Annotated in this window: 18 protein-coding genes; 8 read left to right on the plus strand and 10 right to left on the minus strand. The window is 35.8% G+C overall.

Annotation, left to right across the window (positions count from 1 at the left end):
- Positions 1-28: 28 nt before the first annotated feature.
- The 4 genes from sufC to ACU1LP_RS10110 all read right to left on the minus strand — a co-directional run bounded on the left by sufC (position 29) and on the right by ACU1LP_RS10110 (position 3093).
- A complete protein-coding gene (sufC, locus tag ACU1LP_RS10095) occupies positions 29-781 on the minus strand; it encodes a Fe-S cluster assembly ATPase SufC (protein WP_445733681.1) in 753 nt (250 codons plus the stop codon).
- 65 nt (positions 782-846) lie between these two features.
- Positions 847-2292 (minus strand): Fe-S cluster assembly protein SufB, encoded by a 1446-nt coding sequence (sufB, locus tag ACU1LP_RS10100; RefSeq protein ID WP_445733680.1) that lies wholly within the window; start codon positions 2290-2292, stop codon positions 847-849.
- 43 nt (positions 2293-2335) lie between these two features.
- Complete coding sequence (locus ACU1LP_RS10105) at positions 2336-2728, minus strand: four helix bundle protein (RefSeq protein WP_445733679.1); 393 nt, start codon at positions 2726-2728, stop codon at positions 2336-2338.
- Between the two features lie 35 nt (positions 2729-2763).
- A complete protein-coding gene (locus ACU1LP_RS10110; RefSeq protein ID WP_445733678.1) occupies positions 2764-3093 on the minus strand; it encodes a HesB/IscA family protein in 330 nt (109 codons plus the stop codon).
- An 841-nt stretch (positions 3094-3934) separates the two neighbouring features.
- On the opposite strand from ACU1LP_RS10110, the gene thiL reads away from it, so the two are divergent.
- Positions 3935-4975 (plus strand): thiamine-phosphate kinase, encoded by a 1041-nt coding sequence (thiL, locus tag ACU1LP_RS10115; RefSeq protein ID WP_445733677.1) that lies wholly within the window; start codon positions 3935-3937, stop codon positions 4973-4975.
- On the opposite strand, the gene ACU1LP_RS10120 is transcribed toward thiL, so the two are convergent.
- The 4 genes from ACU1LP_RS10120 to ACU1LP_RS10135 form a co-directional block, all read right to left on the minus strand.
- Positions 4965-5213 carry a hypothetical protein gene (locus ACU1LP_RS10120; protein WP_445733676.1) on the minus strand — a complete coding sequence of 83 codons (249 nt, stop codon included), beginning with the start codon at positions 5211-5213 and terminating at the stop codon, positions 4965-4967. The genes thiL and ACU1LP_RS10120 overlap by 11 nt on opposite strands.
- A gap of 78 nt (positions 5214-5291) precedes the next feature.
- Positions 5292-5558, minus strand: coding sequence for a hypothetical protein (locus ACU1LP_RS10125; protein WP_445733675.1), 267 nt, complete (start codon positions 5556-5558; stop codon positions 5292-5294).
- A gap of 59 nt (positions 5559-5617) precedes the next feature.
- Positions 5618-6397, minus strand: coding sequence for an alpha/beta fold hydrolase (locus ACU1LP_RS10130; protein ID WP_445733674.1), 780 nt, complete (start codon positions 6395-6397; stop codon positions 5618-5620).
- 159 nt (positions 6398-6556) lie between these two features.
- Complete coding sequence (locus ACU1LP_RS10135) at positions 6557-7213, minus strand: hypothetical protein (RefSeq protein ID WP_445733673.1); 657 nt, start codon at positions 7211-7213, stop codon at positions 6557-6559.
- 282 nt (positions 7214-7495) lie between these two features.
- Between ACU1LP_RS10135 and ACU1LP_RS10140 the strand changes: the two genes are divergently transcribed.
- On the plus strand, positions 7496-8818 hold the full coding sequence (locus ACU1LP_RS10140; protein ID WP_445733672.1) for an aspartate kinase: 1323 nt from the start codon (positions 7496-7498) through the stop codon (positions 8816-8818).
- Positions 8819-8877: 59 nt separating this feature from the next.
- Here ACU1LP_RS10140 and ACU1LP_RS10145 read toward each other — a convergent pair whose 3' ends face one another.
- Positions 8878-10170: an aminopeptidase P N-terminal domain-containing protein gene (locus tag ACU1LP_RS10145; RefSeq protein ID WP_445733178.1), complete on the minus strand. Its 1293-nt coding sequence runs from the start codon at positions 10168-10170 to the stop codon at positions 8878-8880.
- A gap of 288 nt (positions 10171-10458) precedes the next feature.
- Here ACU1LP_RS10145 and ACU1LP_RS10150 point away from each other — a divergent pair, with 288 nt between their 5' ends.
- The 4 genes from ACU1LP_RS10150 to ACU1LP_RS10165 all read left to right on the plus strand — a co-directional run bounded on the left by ACU1LP_RS10150 (position 10459) and on the right by ACU1LP_RS10165 (position 15997).
- Positions 10459-12339, plus strand: a complete 1881-nt coding sequence (locus ACU1LP_RS10150; RefSeq protein ID WP_445736195.1) for a T9SS type A sorting domain-containing protein — start codon at positions 10459-10461, stop codon at positions 12337-12339.
- A gap of 158 nt (positions 12340-12497) precedes the next feature.
- The gene (locus ACU1LP_RS10155) at positions 12498-13172 is read left to right on the plus strand and encodes a succinate dehydrogenase cytochrome b subunit (protein ID WP_445731324.1); all 675 of its coding nucleotides are present in this window, start codon (positions 12498-12500) and stop codon (positions 13170-13172) included.
- A 10-nt stretch (positions 13173-13182) separates the two neighbouring features.
- Positions 13183-15180, plus strand: coding sequence for a fumarate reductase/succinate dehydrogenase flavoprotein subunit (locus ACU1LP_RS10160; protein ID WP_445731325.1), 1998 nt, complete (start codon positions 13183-13185; stop codon positions 15178-15180).
- 76 nt (positions 15181-15256) lie between these two features.
- Complete coding sequence (locus tag ACU1LP_RS10165; RefSeq protein ID WP_445736196.1) at positions 15257-15997, plus strand: succinate dehydrogenase/fumarate reductase iron-sulfur subunit; 741 nt, start codon at positions 15257-15259, stop codon at positions 15995-15997.
- Positions 15998-16311: 314 nt separating this feature from the next.
- On the opposite strand, the gene ACU1LP_RS10170 is transcribed toward ACU1LP_RS10165, so the two are convergent.
- Positions 16312-17823, minus strand: a complete 1512-nt coding sequence (locus tag ACU1LP_RS10170; RefSeq protein WP_445731327.1) for a GH3 auxin-responsive promoter family protein — start codon at positions 17821-17823, stop codon at positions 16312-16314.
- A 42-nt stretch (positions 17824-17865) separates the two neighbouring features.
- Between ACU1LP_RS10170 and ACU1LP_RS10175 the strand changes: the two genes are divergently transcribed.
- Positions 17866-18657 (plus strand): DUF2797 domain-containing protein, encoded by a 792-nt coding sequence (locus tag ACU1LP_RS10175; protein ID WP_445731328.1) that lies wholly within the window; start codon positions 17866-17868, stop codon positions 18655-18657.
- 173 nt (positions 18658-18830) lie between these two features.
- Positions 18831-20042 carry an alpha/beta hydrolase-fold protein gene (locus ACU1LP_RS10180; RefSeq protein WP_445731329.1) on the plus strand — a complete coding sequence of 404 codons (1212 nt, stop codon included), beginning with the start codon at positions 18831-18833 and terminating at the stop codon, positions 20040-20042.
- Positions 20043-20214: the final 172 nt, after the last annotated feature.

Consider the following 20214-nt stretch of genomic DNA (forward strand, 5'->3'; position numbering starts at 1 on the left):
AACTGCGACTGAATACAGCAAACTGGCACTATGCGCCTACCTCTTCCTTAATCCAGTCGTATCCTTTTTCTTCAAGTTCGTGGGCCAATTCTTTACCGCCTGATTTTACAATGCGCCCATTGTGCAAAACATGTACAAAATCGGGGATAATATGATCCAGCAAACGTTGGTAATGGGTAATTACGATAACTGCGTTGTCTTTACTTTTTAGCTTGTTAACACCATTAGCAACAATACGAAGTGCATCGATATCCAATCCAGAATCGGTTTCGTCAAGAATGGCCAATTTAGGCTCTAGCATCGCCATTTGGAAAATCTCGTTACGTTTCTTTTCGCCACCCGAAAACCCTTCATTTATAGAACGGGATAAAAATTTTCTGTCAATTTCCAATAGTTCCGATTTTTCACGGATTAATTTCAACATGTCTTTGGCGGGCATATCTTCCAAACCTTTTGCTTTGCGGGTTTCGTTGATGGCCGTTTTCATAAAGTTTGTTACTGAAACCCCAGGAATTTCAACAGGATATTGAAATGACAGGAAAATGCCTTTGTGCGCGCGTTCTTCGGCAGCTAATCCGTCGATGTCTTCATTATCAAATAAAATATTTCCTTTGGTAACTTCATATTCTTCTTTTCCAGCAATAACTGAAGCCAAGGTGCTTTTTCCAGAACCATTGGGGCCCATAATGGCATGGACTTCTCCTGCCTTTACTTCTAAATTTATGCCTCTTAAAATGGCTTTATCTTCAACACTTGCGTGTAAATTTTCAATTTTTAACATTTTTTTAATTCAAGGTTTAAAGTTCAAGATTCAAAGTTGGGAATCTTTCTTTTTTTAATTTTATTTTATCCTACACTTCCTTCTAAACTAATTTCCAATAGTTTTTGTGCTTCTACCGCAAACTCCATAGGAAGTTTATTTAATACCTCTTTACTAAACCCGTTTACAATAAGGGCGATGGCTTTTTCGGTATCAATGCCACGTTGGTTGCAATAGAAAATTTGGTCTTCGCCAATTTTGCTGGTGGTGGCCTCGTGTTCTATTTTTGCCGTTTTATTTTTTGCTTCTATATAAGGAAATGTGTGCGCACCACAGTCATTGCCCATTAGTAAACTATCGCATTGTGAAAAGTTACGGGCGTTATCGGCATTAGGACTGATTTTAACCAATCCACGGTAGCTGTTTTGTGATTTTCCAGCAGAAATTCCTTTTGAAATGATGGTCGATTTGGTGTTTTTGCCCAAATGGATCATTTTCGTCCCCGTATCGGCTTGCTGAAAATTATTAGTAACTGCTATGGAGTAAAATTCACCAACCGAATTATCGCCTTTTAGTACGCAAGACGGGTATTTCCAAGTAATGGCACTACCGGTTTCAACCTGTGTCCAAGAGATTTTAGCGTTCTTTTCGCATAAACCACGTTTGGTAACAAAATTATAAACACCACCTTTGCCTTCTGCATTTCCTGGGTACCAGTTTTGAACGGTTGAATATTTTATTTCGGCATCGTCTAAAGCAATGAGCTCTACAACAGCTGCGTGTAATTGATTTTCATCACGACTTGGTGCCGTGCAACCTTCCAGGTAACTTACATAACTGCCTTCATCGGCAATGACAAGAGTTCTTTCAAACTGCCCCGTTCCTGCTTGATTGATTCTGAAATACGTTGAAAGTTCCATGGGGCAACGCACCCCTTTTGGAATGTAACAAAAGCTGCCATCACTAAAAACAGCGGAATTTAATGCAGCATAAAAGTTGTCTTTTTGAGGCACTACCGTACCAATGTATTTTTTTACTAAATCGGGATGTTCTCTTAAAGCTTCAGAAATAGAGCAGAATATAATGCCTTTTTCACCCAACGTTTTTTTGAATGTTGTGGCCACCGAAACCGAATCAACCACTACATCCATAGCAACGTTGGAGAGTTTTTTTTGTTCGTCTATGGAAATACCAAGCTTTGCGAATGTTGCCAGCAACTCAGGGTCCACTTCATCCAAACTATCATATTTAGGTTTGCTATTGGGCGCCGAATAGTATGAAATGGCTTGAAAATCCGGTTTTGTATAATGTACATTTGCCCATTCAGGCTCGGTCATTTTTTCCCAAGCACGAAAGGCTTCCAATCGCCATTCGGTCATCCATTCCGGTTCTTCCTTTTTAAGTGAAATAGCACGAACAATATCTTCATTTAAACCAATAGGAAACGTGTCGGAAGCTATATCCGTATAAAATCCGTATTCGTATTCCTTGGTTTTAAGCTCTTCCCTTAAATCGTCTTCTGTATACTTCATAATTCAAAGTTCTTTATTCAAAATTCAAAGTTGTAAGTATCGTTTAATTATTATACTTACTTCCTTTGAAATCACTTTTTTGTAAATAACCCATAAAAGATCCAATCATCTTGCTTAACGTTAGTGTTTGTTCTTTAAGCTTTTCAAATTCTTCTTTTGTTGCATAATTTCTATCAAACACTCTATACGACTGTGATCGTGTTTCGCCACATGAAGCTTTAGCTATTGATAAAAACTGTATAAATTCTTTATTTCCATTACGTTCAAATCCTTCGGCTACATTATCCATAACAGAACCAGATGAACCGTCTATTTGACTGTATAATTTGTAATCTGTTCTTAAATCGGTTTTCAAAGCCAAATTATTAATATCATCGCATAATACTCTTGATAGTTTCCAAATTTTTAAACCTTCAAACTGTTTTATCGACGCCACAACCTTGAATTTAGAATTTTGAATCTTGAATCATTTTATAGCGAAAATGATTCGCCACAACCACAAGTTCTATTTGCGTTCGGATTATTGAACACAAAACCGGTGCCGTTCAAGCCTCCGGAATATTCCAAAGTAGTGCCAACCAAGTACAGGAAACTTTTTTTGTCAACTATAATTTTCACATCATTATCAACAAAAACTTTATCGCCTTCTTGGTTTTCTTTATCAAACTTTAAGTCGTAAGATAACCCAGAACAACCGCCACTTTTAACGCCTACACGCACAAAGTCGGTAATAGGGTTAAAACCGTCATCCTGCATAAGTTCGATAACTTTTTTCTTAGCTGTTTCAGAAACTTTTATCATAGTTGGCCCATCCTAACCATCCCAAAGGGAAGGAACTCAAAACTGGGGAAATTTTGAATATTCGATTATTAATTTTTTTCTCGTTTAATAAGAAAGTCTCATCAAAATTTAGACTATTTTTATTAAGACGGTTTCTAAATAAGATACAAATATACAATATAAGTCATGGAATTCCATACAACCTAACATTATATTAGCATATAGTTTTATAGGTTTTTCTTATTGATTGAAAAAGATAATACTTTCTTACCGATTTACGGTTTTAACTTCGATAATTTGAGTTTTTATTACAGAACTCATTTAAAGTTTTTCAATTGGCTAAAAAATCATCCTTTTGCACCCATTTTTTACCTTTTTGTAGTTCCGTAGCGATGCTATGCAATGAACTCATCTTGACTTTTTCTATTTTCTAAAAAAAGGATAAGTACATGACAAAAATTGAAAAATAAATGTTATATAACTAATTGTCATCAGTTTAATAATCTCATGTGTTCCAGACCTGTCAGGTTTTAAAAACCTGACAGGTCTCAATTTCAGTGGGATTAGTACCATTTACAGAAGGTCAATCTAATTTTTTGTCATGTACTTAAAAAAAAAGGCTAAAATTCGTTCATATTGCGTTACCTTTTTTATGCGTAGCGGTGCTATGCCTTTCAAAAAGTGCCTCATCTGGACAGATTTTATCTCGTTTTCGGTTAAAAACAAAAAGTCAAGATGAGTTCCATTAAAAAAAGCCTTCAACTGGTCATAAAATGATTAATTTTCGCTTCAATCCAAAAAGTTTAAATAAGTTCACTTAAAGGGTACGCGTTTATATAAATAAGCTTCCTATTTTTGCAATATGATAGAAGATAAAAACCAACAGCGTACTCAATTAAGTGATTTGGGGGAATTTGGACTTATTGACCATTTATCCAAAAATTTCAAGATCAACCATAAATCGACCCTTAAAGGTATTGGTGATGATGCGGCAGTTTTAGAGTTTAACAATAAGAAAATAGTGGTCAGTACCGATTTATTGGTGGAAGGTGTGCACTTCGATTTAAGTTATGTGCCCTTAAAACACTTGGGATATAAAGCGGTTATAGTTAATTTATCGGATGTGTATGCTATGAACGCTGTTCCCACCCAAATTACTGTTTCCATTGCGGTGTCGAATCGATTTCCTTTGGAAGCCCTTGAAGAATTATATGCAGGCGTTGAAACTGCTGCCAATTTATATAATATAGATGTGGTGGGTGGCGATACCACTTCTTCTACAACAGGACTGCTAATTTCGGTTACGGCTATTGGCGAAGTTGAGCAAGAAGTTTACCGGTCTGGTGCCAAACCCAGCGATTTATTAGTCGTTTCTGGCGATTTGGGAGGGGCCTATATGGGGCTTCAGGTATTAGAACGTGAAAAAGCAGTGCATAAAGTAAACCCGAACAGTCAACCAGATTTAGCACCGTACACTTATATTATAGAGCGCCAATTAAAACCAGAAGCTAGAAAAGATATTATTAAATTATTGAAAGATTTGGATGTGACACCGACTTCCATGATCGATATAAGTGATGGTTTGTCATCAGAAATCATGCATTTATGTAAACATAGTGATGTAGGGTGCGATTTATATGAAGATAAAATACCGTTAGATCCCCAAGTAATTTCTACCTGTGAGGAATTTAATATGGATAGCACCACAGTGGCTTTAAATGGCGGTGAAGATTATGAGCTTTTGTTCACCATTTCCCAAGCCGATTTCCCAAAAATAAAAGCGAATCCTAATTTTAGTGTGATTGGTTTTATGAAAGAAGCGACCGATGGGATGCATTTGGTAACCAGAGGTGAATCAAGAATACCAATTAAGGCACAAGGATGGAAAAATTTTAATGCCTAAACACTAAAAGTTTACCTATATTGAACTGCTTATTGGATTTAGTGATGCGCTTATTATGGACGCGTTCCAAAACATCGTTTATTTCCTTGAATTTTGGGGTTAATTCAATCAAGTTTCCGTTTCCGCCGGTAGTGAGCTGTTTTTTGCAGTTATTGCACGCATATTCCTTGACATGATAGGTAACATGTCGTGTTACTTTATAATCATGACCAAAGATCAGGCAATGAAAGTTTTTCATTTAATGTCTTGTAATTATTAATTAATTCTTTAGAGACTATTAAACTATAAAAAACATTTCAGAGTTATTAACAATTTGTTAATAAATCGACGAAAGGATTGCTTTTTCCTTTGAACGTTCCATCCTTGTGTGGTGTATATGCTCTAAGATGGCATTTATTTCCTTGAATTTAGGGGTTAATTCTATTAAGCTTCCATTGCTGTTTGTGGTTAACTGCCGTTTGCAATGGCAGCAGGTGTACTCTTTTACATGGTAGGTAACTTTTTTAGTTACTTGATAATCATGCCCAAAAAGAGTGCAGTACATTTTAGGGATTGCAGTAGGTTTTTTGTTGGTGGTTTTCATGGATAATGGCTTTTAAGTTTATAAATATAGATAAAAAAAATAAATAAAACGATAAAAAGCTATATAAAATCGATGAAATACATTATTTGTAATAAAAATTCTTTGTTGTTTTCAATATGGCTCATGTGCCCATCTTGAAATTCCACTACTTTAATATCCCGTTTTTTAGTTTGGCCAATTAATGAATTGTAATCGAGTGCGGGGTCTCTTTTACTAATGATCATCATTTTTTTGAAACCTGAATATTCAAGAACCTGTTCCCTGTTTTTTCTAATTTTCATGCCCTCAAGCGCGGCAATGACACCTTGCAAAGGAGTTTCTAAAGCGCTGTTAATAACTTCTTTGACCCTATCGGCGAAAACAATCCTGTTTTTTGGTCTGAATAAATTGTTTATCGCAATTCTAACAAAGGTTTTATAATTCTGTTTTACTGCAATAATCGCTCGGTCCCTATTTTGTTTTTTCTCATCGGTATCAGCCAGTGCGGTAGAATTCATTAAACACAGACCTTTTAATGCACTTGGGTTATTTTCCGCGAAAGCGAGCGCCACATAACCACCCATGGAGTGCCCAATAAAAATAGCGTGCTTTATTTTTAAATGATTAAGCACCGCTTCAACGGTTTCTGCCATAAGTTCCATGGTATGAACATAGCCTAAGCATGGTGTTTTTCCGTGTCCCAGTAAATCGATGCAAATCACTCTGTTTTTATTGGATAACTGAGGAATGAATGCATCCCACATGGTAGAATTCTCTAAAAAACCATGCAGCAAAACCACAGGGTTTCCTTTGCCTTGGTCGGTGTAAAAAATGTTGATGTCCTTAAAAAGTAGTGTCATTTTTAATTAGAATAGTGTTATGTCAATTACATCTTTGCTTTTTTTCTTTGTGTAGCTTTGTGTTTTCTCTGTGTATCTTAGTGTCATAGTTATTTCACAGAATCACACAAAAAAATACTAAGGGTACACAAAGTTATTTTGAAAACAAATCTAAATACTCTAGGCTTTTACCTTTTTGATAGCTGTAAATGCCTTGTCAACAAATTCATCTTCAACTAAAATAGTAAACTCGTTAGTGGTTGAAATGACTTCATAAAGCACAATGCCCTCCCAAGCCAAACGCTTAAAAAATTGATAATATAACCCCGCAATTTTAGAATTGTCCTGTGGCAGATTAACACTAATGGCAGAAAGGCCGTCTTGTATGGCAATAAAGCTTTCGCTTTTTAAATTCTCTTTTATAAAGTCGTTTAAACTGCTTGAAATGATAATATTGCTTTCGTGAATGCCTCTGGTAAACGTGTAAAATAATTTAGACTCCTGATTGATGCGTTCTAATATTTTGGCATGATTATCAATAATGGTGTCCGAGTTTTTTATCGTGAAATCGGTTAGGTTTGAGCGCACGGTTATATCACCCAAATTCTGCATAAACTTTTTCATTTTTACAGAATTGGACAATGCGGGTGGCGGATTGTACCGCCTTAAAGCCATCATGATAGCTCCAGGTTTCACGTCTTTTTTTAGCATTTTGCTTATGGGCTCAGTAAGCTCAATGGCCAAAGCACTGAAATTTATGATGTTTCTGGAAAGTGCTTCTTCTAGGTATGGTTGTGTGATCAATAGGTCTTCAACACAGTTTGATACAGTTTTCATGTGTTTTATTTATTGTTTTTTATCGATAGCTATCGGGAGTCACATGGTTCTTCCTTATAATCATTGCTTTGGGTATCAAAAACTCGTTATGGAAGTTTTATGTTAACTATTTAACAATATGTGCAAAAATAAACATATTTTTTAATAAATATCTTTTTTAAGCAAAGGAGTTATACTTTCGTGCTTTGAATTGAGGATAATGAATCTGGTTTGGAAATTTTATGTGTTTAAGAAAATGGAATCAAACCGATTTTATAGGGATAAAAGCAATAAGCATAACTTATGAAAGTATTAAAATTTGGTGGAACTTCGGTTGGATCGGTTGAAAATATATGGAATGTTAAGAATATAATAAACGACGGCGAAAAAAAGGTGGTTGTTTTGTCGGCTATGTCTGGCACAACAAACCAGTTGGTGGCTATAGCAAAACACATTGCCGATGATGAAACTAATGAAGCTACCGAAAAAATAAATAAGCTTCATGAAACGTATTTTAAGGTCATAGATAATTTGTTTCAGGACGCTGCATTGAATAAGGATGTAAAAACATACGTTTCCAGCATTTTTAATGTGTTGGTGGAGTCCACTTATAAGCCTTTTTCAATGGATTTGGAAAATGAAATTGTTGCACAGGGCGAGTTGCTTTCCACCTATATGGTGAACAGTTATTTGAAACAAGAAGGTATCAGTTCAGCTTTATTGCCTGCGTTGGATTTTATGAAGATTGATGCCGATAAAGATCCGGATATCAATTATATAAAAACGCATTTTAAAGCAACTTTTGAGAAGGCTGAGGATTCAGAAATTTATATTACACAAGGTTTTATTTGTTTAGATGATAAAGGAAGTATTTCGAATCTTCAACGTGGTGGAAGCGATTACACAGCAACAATTATTGGGGCTGCTATAAATGCTGAAGAAGTACAAATTTGGACAGACATTGATGGGATGCATAACAACGACCCAAGATATGTTGAAAACACCAGGCCAATTTCAAATCTATCATTTGATGAGGCAGCGGAATTAGCATACTTCGGGGCAAAAATATTGCATCCGCAAACGGTAACACCTGTAAGAGCGCTCAATATTCCGGTACGATTAAAAAACACGATGAACCCAGAAGCTTTTGGAACGTTAATAAATAACGATCATTCTGAAAATGGGGTTAAAGCCATGGCCGCTAAAGATGGTATCACTGCCATTAAAATAAAATCAGGCAGGATGCTGCAAGCACATGGATTCTTGAAAAAAGTATTCGAGATTTTTGAAGCCTACGAAACGTCCATCGATATGATTACAACATCTGAAGTAGCTGTTTCATTAACTATTGATGACGATAGAAACTTGGATAAAATTTTAGCTGAATTAGAAAAATTCGCAACTATTGAAGTGGATAAAAACCAAAGTATTATTTGTTTGGTGGGCCATTCGGTTGTGAATCATTCCGAAACATATAAGTTATTCCAAATATTACAGGATGTAAAAATTAGAATGATTTCCTATGGAGGAAGCAACAACAATATTTCACTGTTGGTGGACACCAAAAATAAGATTAATACGCTGCAAAAACTAAACGATTATTTATTTGAATTAGTCACTCTGTAAATTGCAAAATTTTAGTAATGCTAGCAAAAAGGGTCGTTGAAAAACGGCCCTTTATTATTTCATGAATTCATAATCTCTTCAATTTCTTCAGCTTCAATAGGAATATTACGCATTAAATTAAATGGCTCGCCCGATTTTTGGATAACCACATCATCCTCCAATCGAATACCAAAACCTTCCTCTGGGATATAAATACCAGGCTCAACGGTAAACACCATATTGGCTTGCATAGGTTCGGTTAAAATACCATAATCATGTGTGTCCAATCCCATGTGGTGACTGGTACCGTGCATAAAATACTTTTTGTATGCTGGCCATTCCGGGTTTTCGTTTTGCAAATCGGCTTTATCCAAAAGTTTTAAATCCAGTAATTCCGAAGTCATTAGTTTCCCAACTTCAACATGGTAAGCAGCCCAATCAGTTCCTGGCACCAACATTTTTGTGGCGTTGTTTTTTACACGGTTCACGGCGCTGTAAACTGCTTTTTGTCGTTTTGTAAATGTGCCCGAAACGGGAATGGTGCGCGTCATATCACTAGAATAATTGGCATATTCGGCACCAACATCCAATAAAATTAAATCGCCCGCTTTACATTGTTTGTTGTTTTCTACATAGTGCAAAACGTTGGCATTGTTGCCCGAGGCCACTATGGGGGTGTAAGCAAATTTTTTAGAACGATTTCTTAAAAATTCGTGCATAAACTCCGCTTCAATTTCGTATTCCCAAACATTGGGCTTCACAAAATTTAAAATGCGCCGAAAGCCTTTTTCGGTAATATTACAAGCTTGTTGGATTAAATCGATTTCAATCGGGTCTTTTACAGAACGAAGGCGTTGTAAAATAGGATTGCTTTTGGCCACAGCGTGCGCTGGGTATTTTTCTTTCAACCATTTCGTAAAGCGGTCCTCTCGCGTTTCAGTTTCGGTGTTAGATCTATAATGTTCGTTGGTGTTTATATAAACCGTGTCGCACTGTGTCATGATTTCAAACATGATTTTTTCCATCTCCTGAAGCCAATACACCGTTTTTATGCCACTGGTTTCAAAAGCGGCTTCTTTGGTTAATTTTTCGCCTTCCCAAACAGCGATGTGTGCGTTGGTTTCTTTTAAAAACAATATTTCCCGATGTTTTTCTTTTGGGCTGTCGGGAAACAAAACCAAAATGCTTTCTTCTTGGTCCACGCCGCTTAAATAAAAAATGTCCCGATGCTGTTCAAAAGGCATGGTGCTATCGGCGCTTATGGGATAAATATCGTTGGAATTAAATACAGCCAAACTATTGGGCTTCATTTTAGAAGTGAAGTTTTTTCTGTTTGTTGTAAAAAGTGAAGGGTTAATAGGTAAATATTTCATGTTTTTATATTTATTGTTTTTTATCCCGATAGCTATCGGGGCTGTTCGCTATTAATCATTTCGTTGGGTGATAATGCTTTTAACATGCTCGTTTCATGTTTCAATTAGAATTGTTAATCTGTAATTTACTGTAAATCAATTTTATGTATGATAAATAATTGGCAGACTTTTATATGTTATAAAAATATTAAGCCTGCTAAAAGTAGCAAAACTAAATAAATCTTGTGGAAAAAAATTGGTATATTTGATACTTCACCGTTTTGAAATTGTGGAAAAAAATAGAATGTTATGAAAAATATTATACTTCGGGTTACAATCATTTTATTGCTGTTAGTGTTGGGTTTGCCTAACCTGAACGCGCAAATGTTACTTAAAGAGGCTTCTTTAGAAAAACAAATAAAAAACTCAAGTTTAGTTGTTGAAGGTAAAGTAATTTCTAAAACATCTTTTTGGGATATTGAAAATAAAAATATATATACAGCCAATACCGTTGAAGTGTATAAAGTTTTTAAAGGGAATCCAATAACTACTTTAGAGGTTATAACCATAGGTGGTACCATTGGTTTTGAAACATTGATTGTAACACCTAGCCTTAAACTTCAAGAAGGGGACATAGGTATTTTTGCTTTACAGGACAATGATGTTTATTTAAACTCAAAAGGAAAGTTTGTAAATAAACAATACAAGGCTTATGGTTCGCTCCAAGGTTTTTATAAGTATGATCTATATGATGATAGTGCTTCAAACCTGTTTAATAAAAAGAAGGGTATTAAGTCATCATTTTATAGTGAAATAATGAATTATACAAAGTCAAATTATATTGAAATAAAATCATTTGAGTTAGTTTTTGAAATTTTCAAAAACAATCCATCCGCTAAGACTTCTTTACAGCCTATAAGCATAAGTTTTTCACCAACAACAGCTTCGGCAGGAACCAAAACAGTACTTACAATTAACGGGTCCGGTTTTGGAGGAACAAAAGGTAAAGTTGGTTTTAGTAATGCCGATGATGGAGGTGCAACTTTTGCTTTGGCACTAGATTCGCAAGTTTTAACTTGGAATGATGCACAAATTACTGTTCAAATCCCGTCCGAAGCAGGAACCGGTCCGATTTTAGTGCAAGATAGTGGAGGTTTAAAAGGGTTTTCTGCAAACGATTTGATAATTTCCTATTCAGAAGATAATGCTATTTTAGATCCTGACGATAATACAGCAAATGGGGGTAGTAATGGGCCTCTTGGTTTGTATGCATATCCAATAAGACATTATAATGATAATGGAAGTGGAGGCTATACTTGGGAAATGCAGACTGATTTTTTTAATGACACTGAATTTCCTGGCGCAAAAGCAGCTTTTCAAAGTGCTATTGACCAATGGCGATGTGAAACTAAGATAAACTGGATTATTAGTGGATCAGCCACGACCATAGATGTGATTGCATCTGATAATGTAAATGTGGTTAAATTTGATAATAATGCCATTCCTGCTGATAATTTGCCAGAGGATGTTCTTGGACAATGTTTTAGCAGAATTGCAACCTGTGGTTTTATTGGTAATGCTTCCAGTTGGGATGCTCGAGTTGTAGAGCTTGACATTGTTTTTGATAGTGGGGTAGGTTGGTATTTTGGTTCAGGTTTGCCCTTAGTGGAGTATGATTTTAAAAGTGTCGCTTTGCACGAGTTAGGGCATGGACACCAATTAGGGCATGTTATAGATAAAGTATTTAATGGAAATAATCAAGATGACATTATGCACTTTAATCTTGGCCTGGGAGAACAGCAACGGCAATTTTCTCCAGGTAATATAACGGCAGCCAATAATGTACAAAATAGAAGTACCAGTGGATCTGGTGTGGTTATAGCATGTGCACAACCTGTTATGACAAACTCTGCTATATGTAACTTGAGTACAGAAGAAGAAGAATTGAAAGAAACCATAACCATCTATCCAAACCCATCAAACGGTTCATTTTACATAAAAAACGCATCATCGATAAACTTAGAAAAAGTGGTTATTTATGATATTAGCGGAAGGCTTATTTCAGAATATGATATGACAAATTCATCAAGAATAAAAACAATTAGTCTATATGGCGCCTCAAAAGGCATGTATTTTGTTAATATACAATCAGATAATGCCAAGGTTACCAAAAAGATAATTTTGGAATAAATTGCTGTAACAAGCAAAGAGGGGTTTTGGGAAAGACCCTATTTATTTCCACGGAAACGTTTTTTATAATCGTTCTAAATAGTAAAAACATGACATTTGTTAGTTGCCTAAAACTTTAACCTAGCGTACCTTTGCAAACAAATAAATAACACACAATAATGGGCGGATTTTTTAATTCTTCAATAGGAAGAAAAGTAGCCATGGCGCTTTCGGCTTTCTTCCTCATGTTTTTCTTAATTATTCATGTAGCGGTAAATATAACTTCATTGTTTGGCGAAGATGTGTTTAATGAATTTTCGCATTTTATGGGCACGAATCCATTGGTTCAATATGCATTGCAGCCGGTTTTGATTTTTGGAGTGGTATTCCATTTTATCATGGGATTTGTTTTAGAGATTAGAAATAATAGAGCTCGAAAAATAGGGTATATTAAAAATAATGGTTCGGCAAATTCTACTTGGATGAGCAGGAACATGATTTATAGTGGGTTGGTAATCCTGGCATTTCTTGTGTTACATTTTATTGATTTTTGGATACCGGAATTAAACACCAAATATATTCAAGGCGATATGTCGGGACTGCACGATGGGGGTTTTAGATATTACCACGAATTGGTAGAAAAATTCCAAAATCCATGGCGAGTGGGCGCTTATGTTATTGCTTTTATTCTATTGGGGCTGCACTTAGCCCATGGGTTTGCTTCCTCATTTCAATCTATAGGGGCTTCAACCATTAGAAAAAAATCGTTACAAACCTTTGGTAAAGGCTTTGCCATTGTTATCCCTTTAGGATTCATAATTATTGCACTTTATCATTATTTAAATCACCATTAATCCCAGATATATGGCATTAGATTCAAAAGTACCAAAAGGTCCAATTGCAGATAAATGGACAAATTATAAAGACCACATCAATTTAGTAAACCCAGCCAACAAGCGTAATATAGATGTTATTATTGTTGGAACTGGTTTAGCGGGAGGTTCCGCCGCTGCAACGTTAGCAGAATTAGGATATAATGTAAAGTCTTTTTGTTTTCAAGATTCACCGCGTCGTGCGCACTCTATTGCAGCTCAAGGAGGCATTAATGCAGCAAAAAATTATCAAGGTGACGGTGATTCAACATATAGGTTGTTTTATGATACCGTTAAAGGTGGCGATTACCGTTCTCGTGAATCCAATGTACATCGTTTAGCCGAAGTATCTACCAATATTATAGACCAGTGTGTGGCCCAAGGCGTGCCTTTTGCTCGTGATTATGGTGGATTGTTGGATAACCGCTCGTTTGGTGGGGTATTAGTATCTAGAACATTTTATGCCAAAGGACAAACAGGGCAACAGTTATTATTGGGTGCTTATTCTGCCATGAACCGTCAAATTGGGCGTGGTAAAATAAAAATGTACAGTCGCCACGAAATGCTCGATGTTGTTATTGTTGATGGAAAAGCAAGAGGCATCATCGCAAGAAATTTGGTTACCGGCGAAATTGAGCGCCACTCAGCACATGCCGTAGTATTAGGCACAGGGGGTTATGGCAACTTATTTTATTTATCAACCTATGCTATGGGCAGTAACGTCACTGCCGCATGGAAAGCACATAAACGGGGCGCTTACTTTGCAAACCCTTGTTTTACACAAATACACCCTACTTGTATACCTGTTTCTGGAGACCATCAATCAAAATTGACCTTGATGTCTGAATCTCTAAGAAATGACGGTAGAATTTGGGTGCCAAAAAACTTAGACGATGTTGTTGCTATTAGAGAAGGAAAATTAAAACCCACTCAAATTGCTGAAGAAAACAGAGATTACTATTTAGAGCGTCGATATCCAGCTTTTGGAAATTTGGTGCCACGAGACGTTGCATCAAGAGCAGCGAAAGAACGTTGTGATGCAGGTTATGGCGTAAATAAAACAAGTGAAGCGGTGTATTTGGATTTTGCCGCTGCCATTGAACGTTACGGAAAAGAACAAGCCCACGTAAAAGGTTTAGATGAAAATGATAAAAACGTTGTAACAAAATTAGGTAAAGACATTATTAAGGCTAAATATGGAAACTTATTCCAGATGTACGAAAAAATCGTAGATCAAAACCCTTATGAAACGCCTATGATGATTTACCCTGCGGTACATTACACCATGGGAGGTATTTGGGTTGATTATAATTTGATGACTACCGTTCCTGGTCTATACGCCATTGGTGAAGCCAATTTCTCAGACCATGGCGCTAATAGGTTAGGTGCTTCGGCGTTAATGCAAGGACTGGCAGATGGTTATTTTGTGCTACCTTACACCATTGGAGATTATTTAGCCAATGATATTCGTACAGGATCTATTCCAACCGATTCAAAAGAATTTGAAGAAGCTGAAAAACAAGTCGTATCCAATTTAGATAAGTTAATAAACAACAACGGAACGCACTCCGTAGATTATTTCCACAAAAAATTAGGAAAAATTATGTGGAATAAATGTGGAATGGCAAGAAACGAAAAAGATTTAAAATCTGCTATTTCTGAAATTGCCAAACTACGTGCAGAGTTTTGGAAAGATGTTAAAGTGCCCGGAAATGCAAATGAATATAATGAAGAACTTGCAAAAGCGGGTCGGGTAGCAGACTTTTTGGAATTGGGTGAATTGTTTGCAAAAGACGCTTTACAGCGAGAAGAATCTGCTGGTGGGCATTTTAGAGAAGAATACCAAACACCTGATGGGGAAGCTTTACGACGTAAAGAAATGCAATATGTTTCTGCTTGGGAGCATAAAGGAGAACCAAAAGATGCCGTTTTACACAAAGAAGAGCTAGTTTACGAAAATATTGAAGTAAAAGAAAGAAGCTATAAATAGTTGATGGTTGGTAGTTGTTAGTTTATTGTTTACATATACTAACAACAAAACAACTAATAACCAAAAACTAAATAATATGAAACTAACATTGAAAATATGGCGTCAAAAAAACGCTAAAGAAAAAGGGAAAATTGTAGATTATAAACTTGATGATGTATCGCCCGATATGTCTTTTCTAGAAATGCTAGATGTTTTAAATCAAGATCTTATAGATAAAAACGAAGAACCAGTAGCGTTTGACCACGATTGTAGAGAAGGCATTTGCGGTATGTGCTCCATGTACATAAACGGTCGTGCACACGGACCCGACAGAAGCATAACGGTTTGCCAATTGCACATGCGTAGCTTTAATGATGGCGACACTATTTATATTGAACCATGGCGCGCTACGGCGTTTCCTGTAATTAAAGATTTAATTGTAGATAGAAGTGCTTTTGATAGAATACAGCAAGCAGGTGGTTTTATTTCGGTCAATACTTCAGGTAATACACAAGACGCCAATTCTATTCCAATTTCCAAACATGCTGCCGACAAAGCTATGGATGCTGCAACCTGTATTGGTTGCGGTGCTTGTGTAGCCACTTGTAAAAACTCAAGTGCTATGCTATTTGTTGGGGCAAAAGTATCTCAATTTGCATTATTGCCACAAGGTCGGGTGGAAGCTGCAGACCGTGTTAAAAACATGGTAGCACAAATGGATCTGGAAGGTTTTGGTAATTGTACCAATACCGGTGCTTGCGAAATTGAATGCCCTAAAGATATTTCGCTTGAAAACATAGCGCGGATGAACAGAGAGTTAATGAAAGCGAGTGTGTAAAAATTTATCGTTACATCCTATCCTAAAAAAACCACGCTATGCAGCGTGGTTTTTTATTTTTATATGGATGTTAATTAATAAAGGACATTATGGATAAATGTTCATACCGTTTTTAAAAACTGATTTAAAAGTATGCGTATTTTAAGTACACGCCAAACTCTTTGTTTTACTTTTAGATGATAAGACAAAATACTCGTTTAAAAACTTTTGCACCTGCAGTTGGTCGGATATTCTAAAACTAAAATTAATTGAGAATAACAAACGCTTCAAGTCTGTTATTCAGGAATGCATCTACCGTGCTATTTTATTTCAGATCAATTTAATTTTAACAAATCATCCATGTAATCGCGTGTGTTTGAAAGTCTGGGTACTTTGTGCTGCCCGCCTAATTTATTGTTTTGTTTTAACCAGTCGTAAAATAAATTTTGGCGTGCGATGTTGATTTTAGGCTTGTTGAGTGTTATATTGTTGTATCGTTTTGCTTCGTAGTCCGAATTTAAAGCTTTCAATGCATTATCAAAAAGCTCATTAAAATAGTGAATGTCTTTAGGCGCTGTTTTAAATTCAATAAGCCATTCGTGTCCGCCTTTTTCTTTACCTTCCATAAAAATAGGGGCTGCAGTATACTCCACTATTTCGGCTTTGGTACGTTTGCAGACTTTTTTTAAAGCTTCTTCGGCATTCTCAATAATAAGTTCTTCACCAAAAACATTTATAAAATGCTTGGTTCTTCCAGTAACCTTGATTCTGTAGGGAGATAATGAGGTGAATTTAATAGTGTCCCCAATTTTATAACGCCACAACCCCGCATTGGTGGTAATGATGAGGGCGTAGTTTTGGTTTAAAGTGACCTCACCCAAAGGAATGGCTTTTTCGTTTACCGTTCCATAAATATTCATGGGAATAAATTCGTAAAAAATACCATAATCAAGCATGAGCAATAATTCGTTGGAATCATTTTGGTCTTGAATGGCAAAAAATCCTTCCGAAGCATTGTAAATCTCATAATACTTAAAGTCTTTTTTTGGCAGTATTTTTTTGTATTGGTCTTTATAGGGCGTAAAGCTTACCCCGCCGTGAAAATAGACTTCCAAATTTGGCCAAACATCGTGCAGGTTTTGTTTCCCTGTGGTTTCTAAAACATTGTTAAGCAATACCAGCATCCACGAAGGCACACCGGCAAGACTCGTTACGTTTTCATTCATGGTTTCGTTAACAATGGCTTGCATCTTGTGCTCCCAATCGTTCATTAAAGACACTCTGTTGCTTGGGGTGCTGCTAAATTCCGCCCAAAAAGGCATGTTGTCAATTAAAATGGCCGACAAATCGCCAAACACCGTATCATTTTCTTTGTATAGCTGTTTGCTTCCGCCCAAGCGTAAACTTTTGCCCGTAAACAATTGGGATTCTTCGTTGTTGTTAAGGTACATGCACAGTAAATCTTTACTGGCGGCATAATGGCAATCTTCAAGCGATTCTTCGCTTACAGGAATAAACTTGCTTTTGGCACGTGTGGTTCCGCTTGATTTTGCAAACCATTTGATGGGTGTTGGCCAAAACAGATTGTTTTCCCCTTTCATGGAGCGTTCTACAACATCTTGCCAACCATCGTAATTTTTAATGGGAATACGCTCCGCAAAAGTTCGGTAGTTTTTTATGGTAGAAAACTCGTGTTCCTTACCAATTTGGGTGTCTTTTGCCATATCCAAAAGGTTTAAAAGCAATTCGTTTTGTACTTCGTTGGGGTATTTTAAAAACAATTCAATTTGATGGAACCGCTTTTTTAAGAACCAAGAAGCAATGGAATTCACTATAGGGATTGGCATATTTATGTTATCTTTAATTTTTTAAAAATAAGACTTTTTTTTATGAATTTCCAAGGTGTTTTAACAAAAATGGAAACGGAGTTTTCAAGTCCCATCCAATACTATTTGGTGTTTGACAGCGATTTTATAAATATGAACCAGTTGTTGGATAAAACCATTACCATTCAATTTGTTAAATACCAGTGTTTAAACTGCGGATTGGACAAACCCATTTACCGACAAGGGTTTTGTAAAAGTTGTTTTTTTGAAATCCCACAAGCAGCCGATTGGATTATGCGACCCGAACTTAGTACCGCACATTTGGATAAGGAAGACCGTGATTTAGCATACGAAAAGAAAGTACAGCTGCAACCACATATAGTGTATTTAGCGAATTCCAGCAACGTGAAAGTGGGCGTAACCAGAAAAAACCAAGTGCCAACACGTTGGATAGACCAAGGTGCACATGAAGCCATTGAAATTGTGGAAGTGCCCAACCGTTACTTAGCAGGCATTACCGAGGTGGCTTTAAAGGACCATGTAGGCGATAAAACGAATTGGCGGACGATGCTTAAAAATGATATTGTTGATGAAAATTTGGTGGAATGGCGCGAACGGTTAAAGCAATACATTCCAGATGAAGCCAAAGATTATTTTATTGAAACCAATACCGAAACCAATATAGAGTTTCCTGTTGAAAAATATCCAACAACCCCAAAAAGTTTAAACCTGATTAAAGCCCAAGCCTACACGGGGAAACTAACCGGAATAAAAGGACAATATCTTATTTTTGAAGATGATACCGTTTTTAATGTACGTGCCAATGAAGGGTTGGTGGTTGCTATTAGTTTATAAGGAAATAAATAATAATCTCTTTTTGGTACTATTATAAAACTTTATATTTACGGGATAACGACCACTAAAAAACTACCAGTCCTGACCTATTTACGGGATATGAACAATAAAAGTAACTATATAACACGTTGTGTGGCATTAGAATACACACCTAAAAGAAAAATTTTGACTAAATGAATAATATTAAATACATAATTATTTTATTTCTATGCGTTGGACTTTGGTCGTGCAATTCTAAAAAAAATGGGACTTTACCATTTAACGGATTTATCCAGAATGTTCAAAATTCTCCAGTTGGAGAAAGAAATAATTTAGTTCAAAAATATCTTTCCAAGATTAACAAAACTCCAATAATTGAGGATGATAAGACAGTACATTTTATTGCTTATTTAAAGGCTGATTCATTATTTATTCGTGGCGACCTGCAAAATGGTTGGGCAACACCTCACAAAATGTCAGTCATCAATTGTGGGGAATTGAACCTATTTTACAAAACTTATGAAATTCCATCGAACAGCCAAATTGAATATCAATTTGTCATTAATGGTGAAACAGTACTTGATAGCCTTAATAGAGATATTGAAGTGAATTTTGAATTCGGTGACCGGAATATTTTCCAGATGCCAAAATTTGTAAAGTCTCCCTATTTAGACTTACGCCAAGAAGTAAAAAAAGGAAGTATTGTATCCAGAGTTTTGAAAAGCAAGACTGAATTATTTTTAGATAGGAAAATTTACATTTATCTTCCTCCTAATTATAACAAGGAAAGGGGTTATCCTGTTATGTTAGTTTATGACGGAGATGTGAAACTTTACACAACACCTTATAAGAATGTATTAGATAATCTCATTCATGATTCTTTAATTGTCCCAATAATTACTGTATTTATACCTGCAATGGATAGAAACAATGAAGTTTGTGAGGAAAACATTGACTTTGCAAACTATCTCGTCAATGAAATTATCCCTTTTATAAAAGCAAACTATTCAACTTATGATAAACCTGAAAATTGGGGTATTATGGGTGCATCTGGTGGCGGTATGATTTCCATTGCAACGGGTTTATTATATCCTGAATACATTGCAAATATTGCTAGTCAATCGGGTACTATTTATGAGAATTGGTGTAACGACAAAGTTCTCTTTTCTACATATTTGACAAAAAAGGAAAAGCACCCTTTGCGAAGTGTTTATATAGATGTAGGGACTTTTGATTTAGAGTTTCCGCAAGCAAATTCGTCTCTTTTGCAAGAAGTTAGAAAGTTTAATCGAAGATTAGATAGTTTGGGCATTCCATACAAATATTTTGAACACAACGATGGTCATAGAGATTCAAATTGGAATCAAACCATAGATGATATATTAATTCAATTTTTTGGAAAATAACGCCACATAACATGCGTATATAACAAATACTCCACTGTTCCGTAGATTGTATATACTATTATAAAAAAAGATTTATTAAACGTAATTATACTTATAATACCTTAAATCCGCAAGCGATTAATTTGCTATTTTAAACATTTATTTTATGTGGTAAAAGTAATCTTTTCGGATA

The organism is Mariniflexile sp. (assembly GCF_052728615.1).

Coding starts and splice junctions, on each gene's coding strand:
- ACU1LP_RS10155 (WP_445731324.1), top strand. CDS start 12,498: ATGGGCGGATTTTTTAATTCTTCAATAGGAAGAAAAGTAGCCATGGCG.
- ACU1LP_RS10145 (WP_445733178.1), bottom strand. CDS start 10,170: ATGAAATATTTACCTATTAACCCTTCACTTTTTACAACAAACAGAAAA.
- ACU1LP_RS10165 (WP_445736196.1), top strand. CDS start 15,257: ATGAAACTAACATTGAAAATATGGCGTCAAAAAAACGCTAAAGAAAAA.
- ACU1LP_RS10130 (WP_445733674.1), bottom strand. CDS start 6,397: ATGACACTACTTTTTAAGGACATCAACATTTTTTACACCGACCAAGGC.
- ACU1LP_RS10170 (WP_445731327.1), bottom strand. CDS start 17,823: ATGCCAATCCCTATAGTGAATTCCATTGCTTCTTGGTTCTTAAAAAAG.
- sufC (WP_445733681.1), bottom strand. CDS start 781: ATGTTAAAAATTGAAAATTTACACGCAAGTGTTGAAGATAAAGCCATT.
- ACU1LP_RS10160 (WP_445731325.1), top strand. CDS start 13,183: ATGGCATTAGATTCAAAAGTACCAAAAGGTCCAATTGCAGATAAATGG.
- ACU1LP_RS10135 (WP_445733673.1), bottom strand. CDS start 7,213: ATGAAAACTGTATCAAACTGTGTTGAAGACCTATTGATCACACAACCA.
- sufB (WP_445733680.1), bottom strand. CDS start 2,292: ATGAAGTATACAGAAGACGATTTAAGGGAAGAGCTTAAAACCAAGGAA.
- ACU1LP_RS10180 (WP_445731329.1), top strand. CDS start 18,831: ATGAATAATATTAAATACATAATTATTTTATTTCTATGCGTTGGACTT.
- ACU1LP_RS10150 (WP_445736195.1), top strand. CDS start 10,459: ATGAAAAATATTATACTTCGGGTTACAATCATTTTATTGCTGTTAGTG.
- ACU1LP_RS10120 (WP_445733676.1), bottom strand. CDS start 5,213: ATGAAAAACTTTCATTGCCTGATCTTTGGTCATGATTATAAAGTAACA.
- ACU1LP_RS10140 (WP_445733672.1), top strand. CDS start 7,496: ATGAAAGTATTAAAATTTGGTGGAACTTCGGTTGGATCGGTTGAAAAT.
- ACU1LP_RS10175 (WP_445731328.1), top strand. CDS start 17,866: ATGAATTTCCAAGGTGTTTTAACAAAAATGGAAACGGAGTTTTCAAGT.
- ACU1LP_RS10125 (WP_445733675.1), bottom strand. CDS start 5,558: ATGAAAACCACCAACAAAAAACCTACTGCAATCCCTAAAATGTACTGC.
- thiL (WP_445733677.1), top strand. CDS start 3,935: ATGATAGAAGATAAAAACCAACAGCGTACTCAATTAAGTGATTTGGGG.
- ACU1LP_RS10110 (WP_445733678.1), bottom strand. CDS start 3,093: ATGATAAAAGTTTCTGAAACAGCTAAGAAAAAAGTTATCGAACTTATG.